This is a genomic window from Streptomyces sp. NPDC007907, from assembly GCF_042959365.1.
Classification (GTDB): Bacteria; Actinomycetota; Actinomycetes; order Streptomycetales; family Streptomycetaceae; genus Streptomyces; species Streptomyces indiaensis.
Genome location: NZ_JBIBKR010000004.1, coordinates 1 through 13,456, shown reverse-complemented (window position 1 = coordinate 13,456; position 13,456 = coordinate 1). Strand labels below are relative to the sequence as shown.

At 73.1% G+C, this 13,456-nt stretch carries 10 protein-coding genes; 5 read left to right on the top strand and 5 right to left on the bottom strand.

Annotation, left to right across the window (positions count from 1 at the left end; all coding sequences use genetic code 11):
• Window positions 1-68: 68 nt before the first annotated feature.
• The 5 genes from ACFZDI_RS16425 to mtnA form a co-directional block, all read right to left on the bottom strand.
• Window positions 69-992, bottom strand: coding sequence for a ComF family protein (locus tag ACFZDI_RS16425; protein WP_391251186.1), 924 nt, complete (start codon window positions 990-992; stop codon window positions 69-71).
• A 418-nt stretch (window positions 993-1,410) separates the two neighbouring features.
• Complete coding sequence (locus ACFZDI_RS16420; protein WP_234850286.1) at window positions 1,411-3,240, bottom strand: LpqB family beta-propeller domain-containing protein; 1,830 nt, start codon at window positions 3,238-3,240, stop codon at window positions 1,411-1,413.
• Window positions 3,230-5,518, bottom strand: coding sequence for an MtrAB system histidine kinase MtrB (mtrB, locus tag ACFZDI_RS16415; RefSeq protein WP_391251184.1), 2,289 nt, complete (start codon window positions 5,516-5,518; stop codon window positions 3,230-3,232). The genes ACFZDI_RS16420 and mtrB overlap by 11 nt, the downstream gene beginning before the upstream one ends.
• Window position 5,519: 1 nt before the next feature.
• On the bottom strand, window positions 5,520-6,209 hold the full coding sequence (mtrA, locus tag ACFZDI_RS16410) for a two-component system response regulator MtrA (protein WP_009188938.1): 690 nt from the start codon (window positions 6,207-6,209) through the stop codon (window positions 5,520-5,522).
• Window positions 6,210-6,421: 212 nt separating this feature from the next.
• The gene (gene mtnA / locus ACFZDI_RS16405; RefSeq protein ID WP_234850284.1) at window positions 6,422-7,570 is read right to left on the bottom strand and encodes an S-methyl-5-thioribose-1-phosphate isomerase; all 1,149 of its coding nucleotides are present in this window, start codon (window positions 7,568-7,570) and stop codon (window positions 6,422-6,424) included.
• Between the two features lie 140 nt (window positions 7,571-7,710).
• Here mtnA and ACFZDI_RS16400 point away from each other — a divergent pair, with 140 nt between their 5' ends.
• The 5 genes from ACFZDI_RS16400 to ACFZDI_RS16380 are packed head-to-tail and all read left to right on the top strand — an operon-like array spanning window position 7,711 to window position 13,318.
• Entirely contained in the window at window positions 7,711-9,054 is a 1,344-nt protein-coding gene (locus ACFZDI_RS16400; RefSeq protein WP_391251181.1) for a glycerophosphoryl diester phosphodiesterase membrane domain-containing protein, read from the top strand.
• A gap of 4 nt (window positions 9,055-9,058) precedes the next feature.
• Window positions 9,059-9,826 (top strand): DUF4129 domain-containing protein, encoded by a 768-nt coding sequence (locus ACFZDI_RS16395; protein WP_391251179.1) that lies wholly within the window; start codon window positions 9,059-9,061, stop codon window positions 9,824-9,826.
• Window positions 9,823-11,019 (top strand): DUF4350 domain-containing protein, encoded by a 1,197-nt coding sequence (locus ACFZDI_RS16390; protein WP_391251177.1) that lies wholly within the window; start codon window positions 9,823-9,825, stop codon window positions 11,017-11,019. Before ACFZDI_RS16395 ends, ACFZDI_RS16390 begins: the two co-directional genes overlap by 4 nt.
• Window positions 11,019-12,008, top strand: coding sequence for an AAA family ATPase (locus ACFZDI_RS16385; RefSeq protein ID WP_391252250.1), 990 nt, complete (start codon window positions 11,019-11,021; stop codon window positions 12,006-12,008). Before ACFZDI_RS16390 ends, ACFZDI_RS16385 begins: the two co-directional genes overlap by 1 nt.
• Window positions 12,008-13,318, top strand: a complete 1,311-nt coding sequence (locus ACFZDI_RS16380) for a DUF58 domain-containing protein (RefSeq protein WP_234850863.1) — start codon at window positions 12,008-12,010, stop codon at window positions 13,316-13,318. Before ACFZDI_RS16385 ends, ACFZDI_RS16380 begins: the two co-directional genes overlap by 1 nt.
• Window positions 13,319-13,456 lie beyond the last annotated feature (138 nt).

Below are 13,456 nucleotides of genomic sequence, written 5' to 3'. Positions count from 1 at the left end.
TCTACTGCGACGTACCTCCGTTCAAGTGAAAAGGCCCTCTCGTAACCTGCAACGACACAAGATCTCAATCAGTTCCGGTTTATTTCGAAAGAGTCCGGTGAGGCCGCGACCACCGCCGCGCACACCACGTCGACGACTCCGTCGACGTCGACCGCACCCGCATTCACCTGCCGGGCGGGCCGTCGGCCCGTCCTCTCTCGCCTTGATCCGACGTTCTGTTCCTCTCTGCTTTCCCATGTCTCTCCCCCGTACACGGCCGAAGTTCCTGCATCGTTCCAAATCGGCCCCGTCGCGCCCGGGGACGGCCGCGGTGGGTGCGAGGCCGCCCGCACGGCTCGCGTAGCCTCCGCCAGGGACGCCCCCGTGGTCATCACGTCGTCGACTAGGACGACCGGCCCATCGCGGAGCAGCCGGGCCCCTCCGGGCGCCACCACCAGCGCGCCGGCGAGATTGGCCAGTCGCTGACGGGAGTTGAGCCCCGCCTGGTCGGCCACGGCCCGTCGCTGCCGCAGCACGCCGGCCACCCGGGCCGGGAGTCCCCGCCGCCGCAACTCGCCCGCCGCCGCCAGCGCGATCCGCCGCGCCGGATCATGACCCCTGGCCCGCACGGCCCGCCGCCCGGACGGCACCGGCACGAGCAGCACCGGGACCCTGCCGCCCGCGGGCCACGCCATCCCGGCCCCCGCCGACGCCGAGGCGTCCCTAAGCCCCACGCACACGGCTCCCGCCAGCGCCGCCCCGAGCGGGCCCGCGAGCGCCAGGGCGCCCCGCTCCTTGTGGGCCAGCAGCGTCGCCCGGACCTCGTCCGCATACCGCGCGGCCGCGTGCACCCTAGGCAGCCCGGGCGGCTCCGGCACAGGCCGCACCCGATGCACCGCTCCCCCGCCCAGCACCCCACGGCACCGCGCGCACAGCACCGTACGAGGCGCCCCGCAGCCCCCGCACTCACCCGGCAGCATCAGGTCACCGAGGTCCTGCCACCACCCCCGCATGACCACCACTGTGCCGCCCCGGGCCGGACCCGGCCACCCCTGTGGACAACCACCTGTGGACAACCAACCGCCCCGCCACCAGCGCGTCACCCATACGAGCGACACGTCAAGGATCACTACGAGCGACGCCGTCAAGGATCACCAGCGATCCGACCGCGAACGGAGCCCTCAAGAGCTGCCCCGGCCACGAACGGAGCTCTCGGCATCACAAGCTGCCCCCGCCACGAACGGAGCTCTCGGCATCACAAGCGGCCCCGCCCCCGATCGGCGCCCTCAGCTGTCTCAGACGGCACCCTTGCGAAGCGCATCACCACCCCCGGACACGCCAACGGCCACCCCCGACGAGACCCGACCTCGCAGGAGCGGCCGCCCGCACCGGCACACCCCCGGCCGCACCTGCCGCCGGGGCGTCCGCGCCTCACCCCGGATAGACCGGCGCCGTGCCCTCCGTCACCTTCTGCCACTGCTCGCCCGACGGCAGGCGGACGATGCCGTCCACCGAGTACGCCACCAGCGGCAGCTGGTCGTCCTCGGCGGCGGTGACCTCCTTGACTCCTGTCAGTGCCGCGGGGGCCGGCACGTCCGGTGTGGAACCGTCGACCTGGACGTACCGCATCTGCTCCACCCCGCCGTGCTCGCGCCCGACCACCACGAGCCGGCTGTCCCCGGCCCACGACATGGTGGTGACCTCCTCCAACTCCGGCGTCGCCGAGCGCAGTTCGACGACGCTGACGGTCGGCTCCGCACCCGGCTTCTCGTCCCGCTCGATCAGCCCGACGAGCAGGGTCTTCTTGCCGCCCTTCTCCACGACCAGCGCGATCCGCACCCCGTCGGCGGCGACCCGCACGGACTGGATCCGTCCGTCCAGATGCGGCATGCGCACCTGGACCGGCTCGCCCTTGCCCTCCTGGAAGAGGAGCAGCCGGGGGTCGTCGGGATCGCGGTCGGCCACCCACAGATTGTCGTCCGCGTCCCAGCTGGGCGTCGTCAGCCGGTCCTTCTCGGCCGGGCCCTGGCTGCGCAGCACCGGGTCGCCCAGCGAACCGCCCGAGACCAGCGAGCCCACGTACAGCGACTTGCCGTCGAGGCCGACGCCCGCCGCGGTGTGCTCGTCGCGCGAGACCGCCACCGACCGCAGTGCCGTTTCGCCGTCGCCGAGCGCCCCGGGCGCCGGGTCCGGCTTGGTGCCGCTGCTGCCCGCGGGGATCCGGACGAGCCGGTGCTTGCCGTCCACGAAGTACAGGTAGTCGGGGTGGCGCGCCGAGCTCCTGGTCGCCGCCGTGTCGGCTCCCGCCTGCGTGAGCGAGCACAGCTCCGCCCCGCCGGCCCGCAGCGCCACCTCGTCCACGGCCGGGCTGAGGTTGCGCAGCGTGAACAGGATCTGGGCGGCCATCTCCCGGCATCGGTTCGCGCCGATGCCGGCGGCCTTGTCGTTGAGTGGGACCGTCAGCCGGTTGCGTTCGTCCGGTGTCAGCGCGTCGGCGTCCTTCGCCAGTGCCGTACCGGTGGGGAAGCTCGACCTGACCACCGGCCCGAGCCACCGCGTGGGCCCCTTGAGCAGGGAGTTCACCATCTGCGTCATGGGCTCCACGCGCCGGCGCACGTACACGGGGTCGGCGACCGCGCCGGGCTGGGCCTTCGCACCGGCCGCCGCGGTGTTCGAAGCGAAGTAGTACTTGCTGACGGACATGTAGTTGCGCTGGAAGTCCGACTCGCCCATGACGACGCCCTGCGGCAACGCGTCGATCCGCCACTGCCGCTTGGCGTCCTGGGTCAGGTGCACGCTCCTGCCGTACGCCCCGGTCGCCGGTGCGTACGCCTGCTGGGCGTCGACGGTGGCGACCTTGGTGCCGGTCAGCATGTACGAGATCTCGCCGGTGTCCTCGCCGCCACCGCCCGCCTCGGGCTTGGCGCCCGGCCCGTCGGTCAGCACCGTCGCGGACGCCTCGGGCCGCCATGTCTTCGCGGCCTCGCCGGTCAGGTACTGGCGCGCGGTCTTGTAGTGCGGATCGTCGCTGGTGAGCGCCTCGAGGAAGCCCTGCACGATCTCCGAGGGCGGCGCGTCCTCCCCCGGCGGCACGGCGAACACCCGCACCTGGGTCTCCTGGCGTGGTGTGGACTCCACGCCGCGCAGGTCCCCGCTGTCCGGCATCGAGGCACATCCCGCCAGCACCAGCACGCCACCGGTGGCGTACGCCATCACGCGCGCGGGCCTGCGCCGGCCGCGCCCCTCGCGGTCAGCGCCCACGAGATGCCTCCCCTTGCCTGTCCACGTTCCCCGGCCCGTTCCGACGGCTGCCAGAGCCCGCGGGCCCGTCGTCCCCGTCCCGCGGCCCGTTCACCACCGGGCCCCGCCCGGTCCGACCGCCGGCACCCTCGTCACGCACGGTCCCCTCACGGCCCCCGGTCCCCTCACGGCCCCCGGCGCCCTCGACGCCCTCGACGCCCAGGGTCCCCTCACGGCCCCCGGCACGCTCGTCACGCCGAGCCTCCTCATGCCGATCGGCCGTCTCACCGGGGCCCGGCTCCTCCGCCCCGGCCGATTCGTCGGCCCGTCGCGTGCCCGAGGCGGGCCTGGGCACCACCCGCGAACCGTTGCCGGGCAACGCCGTCGGGTCCGCCGTCGGGGCGGCACGCGGCGGTATCGGGTCCCGCTTCGCCGCCTGCGGCACCGGTCCGCTCACCGGCTGCGCCGGAACGGTCGCCCGCTTCTCGCCGTCCCCGCCGCACGGCAGACCGGCGTCGTCCAGCCCCCGGTTGCGCCGGGAGTCCTTGGGCTCCAGCGGTATCGGGGACCCGCGCAGCGGCTCGTCGGCGGTCCTGGGCAGCGTCAGCCGGAACTGGGAGCCGCCGCCCGGCTCTCCCCACGCCTGCAGCCAGCCGCCGTGCAGCCGCGCGTCCTCCAGGGCGATGGACAGCCCCAGTCCCGTACCACCGGTGGTACGCGCGCGTGCCGGGTCCGCCCGCCAGAAGCGGCTGAACACCCGGGTCGCCTCGCCCGGCTTGAGCCCGACCCCGTAGTCCCGCACCGCCACGGCGACCGCGCCGCCCGCCGCGGCCAGCCTGACCACGACGTCCTTGCCCTCGCCGTGCTCGACGGCGTTGACGACGAGGTTGCGCAGCACCCGCTCCACGCGCCGGGCATCGGCCTCGGCGACGACGGGCTGCTGGTCGCCGAGGACCCGGATCCGGGTGCCCTTGCGCTCCGCGAGCGGCTCGGCCCCGCTGACCACCCGCCGCACGACGTTCCTGAGGTCTATCGGCTCCGCCTCCAGCGCCGCGGCGCCCGCGTCGAACCGGCTGATCTCCAGCAGGTCCGCGAGCAGCGACTCGAACCGGTCCAGCTGGTCGGCCAGCAGCTCCGCCGACCGCGCGGTCACCGGGTCGAAGTCCTCACGCGCCTCGTGGATGACGTCCGCGGCCATCCGTACGGTCGTCAGCGGCGTCCGCAGCTCGTGCGACACGTCGGAGACGAACCGGCGCTGCATCCGTGACAGGTCCTCCAGCTGGCTGATCTTCAACTGGAGGTTCTGCGCCATCTTGTTGAAGGCCTCACCGAGCCGTGCGATGTCGTCCTCGCCGGTGACCTTCATACGTTCCTGGAGCCGCCCGGCCGACAGCCGCTCGGCGATCCCCGCCGCCATCCGCACCGGCGTGACGACCTGCCGCACGACGAGCCACGCGATGGCGCCGAGCAGCACGACGACGAACAGCCCGGCCGTCGCCAGCGTGCCCTTGACCAGGCTCAGCGACTTCTCCTCCTGGGTGAGCGGGAAGAGGTAGTACAGCTGGTACGGGTCGCCGTTGGGGTCGTTGACCTGCTTGCCGATGACGAGGCCCGGCTGGGAGTCCTGGGTCCGGTTGTTGTAGACGATGCGTGTGTAGCTCTGCGCGGCCGTCGTGCTGCTGCCGATCCGCTCGCGCAGGTCGGCGGGCACGCTCTTACTCCAGTTCACCTCACCCGAGGCACGCGGCCCGCGCCCGCCGGTGCCGTCGGTGGCCGAGGCCGGGAGCGTGACCACGTCGAAGGCGCCCTGGCCACCGCTGGACAGGGACGAGACGAGGTCGCTCATCCACTGGATGACGTTCTGCGCGGGCCGGCCGTCCGCCGTGGCGACGTCGTCGCCCGTGCCGCTCGCCGCCTCGTCGGCCCGCTGCTTGGCCACCGCGAAACCGCCCGTGGCCTGGCTCTGCGACGCCTTCACCTTGGCGTCCAGCAGGCCGTTGCGCACCTGCCCGATGACGACGAAGCCCAGCAGCAGCACCACGCCCAGCGACATCAGCAGCGTCGTGGCGACGACCTTGAGCTGGATGTTGCGCCGCCACAGCCGCATGACCGGCAGCAGCGGCCGGCGCACCCACCGCATGAACAGGCGGATGACCGGGCTGCCCTGCACTCCGCCCTGGAGCAGCAGCCCGCTCTCCAGGAACCGCCCCCAGCGGGAGCCGGACCTCTTCCGCCCGACAGGCCGCCCCGGGCGGGCCCCGGACCGGCCGGGCGCCGAAGCGGCACTGTCGCCGGACATGTCAGCTCGGCCCTGCCTTGTATCCGACACCACGGACGGTCACCACGATCTCCGGCTTCTCCGGGTCCTTCTCGACCTTGGAGCGCAGCCGCTGCACATGGACGTTGACCAGCCGCGTGTCCGCCGCGTGCCGGTAGCCCCAGACCTGCTCCAGCAGCACCTCACGCGTGAACACCTGCCACGGCTTGCGGGCGAGCGCGACCAGCAGGTCGAACTCCAGCGGCGTCAGCGCGATCGACTGCCCGTCCCGCTTCACGGAGTGCCCCGCCACGTCGATGACCAGGTCACCGATGGCGAGCTGCTCCGGGGCGGGCTCCTCCGACCTCCTGAGCCGCGCCCGGATCCGGGCCACCAGCTCCTTCGGCTTGAACGGCTTCACGATGTAGTCGTCGGCACCCGATTCCAGGCCCACGACCACGTCGACGGTGTCGCTCTTCGCCGTCAGCATCACGATCGGCACGCCCGACTCGGCCCTGATCAGACGGCACACCTCGATGCCGTCCCGGCCGGGCAGCATCAGATCGAGCAGCACCAGATCGGGCTTGGCTTCACGGAACGCGGCCAGCGCCTTGTCACCGTCAGCCACGAACGACGGCTCGAAACCCTCACCACGCAGCACAATGCCGAGCATCTCGGCCAGTGCGGTGTCGTCGTCGACGACAAGGACTCGTCCCTTCATAAACGACATCATCCCATTCTCATAACAGTGGCGAAGGCAGTGGTGAGGTAGGTCACCGGCCAGTGACCATAGTCGCAGCAAGCGCTACTGTCTGCCCTCGCCCGCCCGTAGATGATCCACCCCCAGGGCGCCGCCCGCCCGATTCCCGCTCCCGGAACCGGGGAGAGGGTGCCCGGAGCCCGTCCACGCCCCGCACACCCTCCGTGACCCCCGCACGGCCCCGCTCAGCCCGCCGTCACCCCACGGGACCGCGCACACACCTGCGCGAGCGCCTCGGCCGTCACCGGCGACACGACGCCCTCCTCCGTGACGATCGCCGTCACCAGCTCCGGCGGAGTCACGTCGAACGCCGGGTTGTACGCCTGCGTCCCCAGCGGCGCCACCGGAATGCCCCCGCCCGCCTCCGAACCGACCACCGGCACCTGCGGCGCCGTCACCTCGGTCACCTCGTGCCCGGGCCGCTGTTCGACCTCGACGGACGCTCCGTCCGGCGTGTCCAGGTCCACCGTCGTCACCGGCGCCACCACGATGAACGGCACATGGTGGTACCGCGCCAGCACCGCCAGCGGGTAGCTCCCCACCTTGTTGGCCACCGAGCCGTCCGCCGTGATGCGGTCCGCCCCGATCAGCACCGCGTCCACCTCCCCCGCGGCGAACAACGACCCCGCCGCGTTGTCGGTGAGCAGCGTGTACGCCATCCCGCTGCGGGCCGCCTCGTACGCCGTCAGGCGAGCGCCCTGCAGCAGCGGCCGCGTCTCGTCCACCCACAACCGCCGCAGCCGCCCCGCCCGGTGCGCCGCGAGCGCCACCGCGAACGCCGTCCCCTCCCCTCCCGACACCAGCGAACCGGTGTTGCAATGGGTGAGGATCCGATGCCCGCCACTGGGCAGCAGCTCGTCGAGCAGCGCCACCCCGTGCTCGGCCATCCGGCCACTGGCCTCGGCGTCCTCCCGGTGCAGCTGCCGCGCAGCGGCCAGCGCCGCCGCGGCCGCCTGGCGGACGTCACCCCCCTTGGCGAGCGCCGTCTCATGCGCCGACTGCGCCCGGCGGACCCCCACGGCCAGGTTCACCGCGGTCGGCCGGGCACCCGCCAGCGCGGCCGCCGCCTCCTCCACGTCGAAGCCCCGCGCGGCGGCGAGCGCGACGCCGTACGCCCCCGCGATGCCGAGCAGCGGCGCCCCGCGCACCGCCAGCGAGCGGATCGCCTCCACCAGCGCCGACGCATCCGTACAGACCCGTTCGACCTCCTCGGCCGGCAGCCTCGTCTGGTCCAGCAGGACCAGAACGGGACCCTCCGGTGGCTCTTCCCAGCGGATCGCCGGGATGTCGGTCGGCCGCTTGTCATCGCCGCTGTGCGCGTACTGATCAGCCATGCCGTCAGTCTGCCCCCAATCGAGCGGACAATTGAAGGTACGCAGCCCATACCGCGGCTGGTCACTCCAAGACCACCCCATGGCACGATGGCTGCCAACCTGCCGCCGCGACCGCGGACGGGCACCGTGAAGGAGCGACGATGAACGACACTCCGGGCTGGGCCTCGCCCGGATCCGCCCCGTCCGACGGACAGAAGCCGGACCAGTCCGGCCCTGCCGAGCCCACCGACCGCCCCGCCCCCGCCCAGCCCACGGACCAGCCGGCCCAGCCCCCGCAGAGCCCGGGCCCGCAGTGGTCCAAGGAACAGCCGCCCCCGGCCCAGTGGTCCGCCCCCAGCGGCCCGACCGCCCCCGGCCAGACACCCCCGCCCCCGCCCCCCGGCCCGGGCTGGGGCCAGCAGCCCCCCGGCGGATACGGGCCTGCCGGCCACGGCGGCTACGGTGCCCCCGCAGGCCGCGGCGGCTGGGGAAGCGGCTGGGGCGGCCCCCCGCCGGCCGCCAAGCCCGGCGTCATCCCGCTCCGCCCGCTCGGCGTGGGCGAGATCCTCGACGGTGCGGTCTCCACCATGCGCACCCATTGGCGCACGGTCCTGGGCATCTCGCTGACCGTCGCCGTCCTCACCGAGGTCATCGTCGTCCTGTTCCAGGGTCTGGTCCTGGACGACGCCAGCACCGACGCCCTCAACGACCCCAGCGCCAGCGTCAGCGAGCTGAGCCGCGCCATGGGCGACGCCCTGCTCAACTCCACCGTCGTCTTCGTGATCTCCCTGGTCGGCACCGTCATCGCGACCGCCCTGCTCACCACCGTCACCAGCCGTGCCGTACTCGGCAAATCCGTGACCATCGGCGAGGCCTGGCGGGACGCCCGCCCTCAGGTCCTCAAACTGTTCGGCCTCATCTGCGTGTTGCTGCTCATCACCGTCGGTGTCGTCACCGTGGGAGCCCTGCCCGGCCTCCTCGTCACCGTCGCCGGGAGCAGCGGCGCCGGCATCGCCCTCACGGTCCTCGGCATCATCGGCGCCGGTATCGTCGCCCTGTGGCTGGCGATCCGCTTCTCCCTCGCCTCTCCCGCCCTCATGCTGGAGAAGCAGGGCATCAAGAAGGCGATGAGCCGCTCCGCGAAGCTCGTCCAGGGCACCTGGTGGCGGATCTTCGGCATCCAGCTGCTCGCCACGCTCATCGCGAACGTCGTCGCCTCGATCATCGTCATCCCCTTCACCCTCCTCGCCGCCGCCCTCAGCGGCGACGGCCTCACCGGCTGGCTCAACACCGGTGTCGGCAGCCTCGGCTGGACGTTCCTCATCGTCAGCGGCATCGGATCGGTGATCGGCTCCATGATCACGTTCCCCATCACGGCGGGCGTCACCGTGCTCCTCTACATCGACCAGCGCATCCGCCGCGAGGCCCTCGACCTCGAACTGGCCCGCGCCGCCGGCGTCCAGGGCTACGGCTCCACCGCCACCGGCGCCACCCCGGGGAGCTGATGCGGTGAGCAGGGCGGGGGAACTTCTCACCACGGCGCTGCCACGCGCCGGCATACGGACGCTGCTGAGCGCCCACGACAGCACATTCCTGTCATCGGCCCGCTCCGCGGACGAGCCGCCCCTCACCACACCGCGCGACCCCGCGCGCGAGGCGGCCCGGCGCGAACTGTCCAAGCGGATGTACCACGAGAACGACCCCAGCCTCTTCCAGCGCGCCCTCGACGCCTTCTGGGAGTGGCTCGGCAAACTCCTCAACGCCGCCTCGGACGCCACCCCCGGCGGCACACTCGGCCTGCTCGTCGTCGTCCTGGCCGTCGTCGCCGTCCTGGCCGCCCTCTGGTGGCGCCTGGGCACCCCCCGCCGCCGGCCCACCTCGTCGGCGGCCCTGTTCGACGACCGCCCCCGCAGCGCCGCCGACCACCGCGCCGCCGCCGAGGCACACGCCGCCCAGGGCCACTGGAGCCAAGCCGTCCAGGAACGCATGCGTGCCGTGGTCCGCGCCCTCGAGGAACGCGCCCTCCTCGACATCCGCCCCGGCCGCACCGCCGACGAGGCCGCAGCCGAAGCCGGCCGCGCCCTGCCCGCCCACACCGACCGACTGCGCACCGCCGCCCGCGACTTCGACGACGTCACGTACGGCGGCCGCTCGGCGACCGAAGAGTCGTACCACCGCATCGCCGAACTCGACCGCGACCTGGAACGCACCAAACCCCAACTGACCACGAGCAGCGCCGCCACGGCCCCCCACACCCGCCAGGGAGCCGCCGAATGACCACCGAGGCCACCCTCACGTCCACCTCGGCCTCGCCCACCGCCCGCCAGGTGTGGACCCGCGCGCGCGGCATCGCCCTCGCCCTCGTGGTGCTCCTCGTGGGAGCCGTCGCCATCGCCGTCATCCGCTCCGACGCCCGCCACGGCGAACTCGACCCGCGCTCCGCCGACCCGGGCGGCAGCCGCGCCATCGCCGAACTCCTCGCCGACCGGGGCGTGGACACCCGCGTGGCCACCACCCTCGACGAAGCAACCGCCGCGGCCGGCCCGGACACGACCCTTCTGGTCGCCGCCCCCGACCTGCTGACACCCGGTCAACAGACCCGGCTGCGCGCCGCGTTCGCCAAGTCGCACGGCCGCACCGTCCTGGTCGCCTCCGGCAGCGCCTCCATCGAACGGCTCGCCCCCGGCGTCACCGCCGACCCCGCCACCAGCCTCGACTCGACGCTCGCCCCCGACTGCGCCCTGCCCGCCGCCCGGCGCGCCGGCACCGCCGACACGGGCGGCGTCCGCTACAGCACCACCCACCTCGGCGCCGACACGTGCTACCCCAGCGAACGCCTGGCCACCCTGCTGCGCATCCCCGACGCGAGGGGCAACGGCGACACGATCGCCCTCGGCGCCCCCGACATCCTCCTCAACGACCGCCTCGACGAGCAGGGCAACGCCTCCCTCGCCCTCCAACTCCTCGGCTCCCGCCCCCATCTGGTCTGGTACCTCCCCTCGCTTTCGGACACGTCGGCCACCGGCGCCGACGACCAACGCAGCTTCTTCGACCTGCTCCCCTCGGGCTGGCTCTGGGGCACCCTGCAGCTCTTCATCGCCGCAGCCCTGGCCGCCCTCTGGCGTGCACGCCGACTCGGCCCCCTCGTGCCCGAAAAACTCCCCGTCGCGATCCGCGCCTCCGAAACCGCAGAAGGCCGCGCCCGCCTCTACCGCAAGACCGACGCCCGCGACCGCGCGGCCACCGCTCTTCGCTCCACGACCCGCACCCGCCTCGCCCCCCTCACCGGCGTCCCCGTTACCCAGGCGCACACGCCCGAGGCCCTGCTCCCCGCCCTGTCCGCCCACCTCCACGGCGACGGCCAGGACCTGCACGCCCTCCTCTTCGGACCACCGCCCACCGACGACGCAGCACTCATCGCACTCGCCGACCGACTCGACGCCCTCGAAAGAGAGGTACGCCGTCCATGATGGACCCGACCACTGACAACGCCGGGCCGACCGGGGACCCGGGCACCGCCCGAGACGCCCTGGAGGCCCTGCGCGCCGAGATCGCCAAGGCCGTGGTCGGCCAGGACCCCGCCGTCACCGGTCTCGTCGTCGCCCTGCTCTGCCGCGGCCACGTCCTCCTCGAAGGCGTCCCCGGCGTCGCCAAGACCCTCCTGGTCCGCGCCCTCGCCTCCGCCCTCGAACTCGACACCAAACGCGTCCAGTTCACCCCCGACCTCATGCCGAGCGACGTGACCGGCTCCCTGGTCTACGACACCCGCAGCGCCGAGTTCTCCTTCCAGCCCGGCCCCGTCTTCACCAACCTCCTCCTCGCGGACGAGATCAACCGCACGCCCCCCAAGACCCAGTCGTCCCTCCTCGAAGCGATGGAGGAACGCCAGGTCACCGTCGACGGCACCCCCCGCCCCCTCCCCGACCCGTTCCTGGTCGCAGCGACCCAGAACCCCGTCGAGTACGAGGGCACCTACCCCCTCCCGGAAGCCCAGCTGGACCGCTTCCTCCTCAAACTCACCATCCCCCTCCCCTCCCGCCAGGACGAGATCGACGTCCTCACCCGCCACGCGGAAGGCTTCAACCCACGCGACCTGCACGCCGCCGGCGTACGCCCCGTAGCGGGCCCCGCCGACCTGGAGGCAGCCCGCGCCGCAGTCGCCAAGACGACCGTCTCCCCCGAGATCACCGCCTACGTCGTCGACATCTGCCGCGCCACCCGCGAGTCGCCGTCCCTCACCCTCGGCGTCTCCCCCCGAGGCGCCACGGCCCTCCTCGCCACCGCCCGCGCCTGGGCCTGGCTGACCGGCCGCGACTACGTCATCCCCGACGACGTGAAGGCCCTCGCCCTCCCCACCCTGCGCCACCGCGTACAACTGCGCCCGGAGGCCGAGATGGAAGGCGTGACGGCCGACTCCGTCATCAACGCGATCCTCGCCCACGTCCCCGTCCCCCGCTGATGGCACTCACCGGACGCGCCGCCCTGCTCGCGGCCCTGGGCTCCCTCCCCGTCGGCATCTGGGAGCCCAGCTGGACGGGCATCCTGGCGGTCAACGCCCCCCTGGCCGTGGCCTGCGCCTGCGACTTCGCCCTGGCCGCCCCCGTACGCCGACTGGGCCTGACCCGCTCCGGCGACACCTCCGTCCGCCTCGGCGACACGGCGGACGTCACCCTCACCGTCACCAACCCGTCCCGCCGTCCCCTCCGCGCCCGGCTGCGCGACGCCTGGCCGCCCAGCAGCTGGCAGCCCGGCACGGAGACAGCGGCCTCCCGCCACCGCCTCACGGTCCCCCCGGGTGAACGCCGCCGCGTGACGACCCGCCTCCGCCCCACCCGCCGGGGCGACCGCAAGGCCGACCGCGTCACCATCCGCTCGTACGGACCCCTCGGCCTCTTCTCCCGCCAGGGCACCCACAAGGCCCCCTGGACCGTGCGTGTCCTGCCCCCCTTCACCAGCCGCAAGCACCTGCCGTCGAAACTGGCCCGCCTGCGCGAACTGGACGGCCGCACCAGCGTCCTCACCCGAGGCGAGGGCACGGAGTTCGACAGCCTGCGCGAGTACGTCCCCGGCGACGACACCCGCTCCATCGACTGGCGCGCCACAGCCCGCCAGACCACGGTCGCCGTGCGCACCTGGCGCCCCGAGCGCGACCGCCACATCCTGCTGGTCCTCGACACCGGCCGCACCTCCGCCGGCCGCGTGGGCGACGCGCCCCGCCTCGACGCCTCCATGGACGCGGCCCTCCTCCTCGCAGCCCTCGCCTCCCGCGCGGGCGACCGCGTGGATCTCCTCGCCTACGACCGGAAAATCCGGGCCCTCGTCCAGGGCCGCACGGCAGGCGACGTCCTTCCCGCTCTGGTCAACGCGATGGCCACGCTCGAGCCCGAGCTCGTCGAAACGAACGCCCGGGGCCTCACGGCCACCGCCCTGCGTACGTCTCCCCGCCGCTCACTGATCGTCCTGCTGACGACTCTGGACGCGGCCCCCATCGAAGAAGGCCTGCTTCCGGTCCTCTCTCAGCTCACGCAACGCCACACGGTTCTGTTGGCTTCGGTGGCGGACCCGCACATCGGTGACATGGCCCAAGCCCGCGGAAACGTCGACGCGGTCTACGAGGCTGCCGCGGCCGCGCAGGCCCAGTCGGAACGTCACCGCACCGCAGAGCAACTCCGCCGCCATGGCGTCACGGTCGTGGACGCCACACCGGACGATCTGGCGCCGGCATTGGCCGACGCCTACTTGGCCTTGAAGGCAGCCGGACGCCTATAGCAATCAACGAGCCCCTTGAGAGGGGGCTCTGAAAAGGTGGCCATAAACGCAGAAAACCCCGCATCCGAAGATGCGGGGTTTTCCCAAAAATTGTTCGGCGGCGTCCTACTCTCCCACAGGGTCCCCCCTGCAGTACCA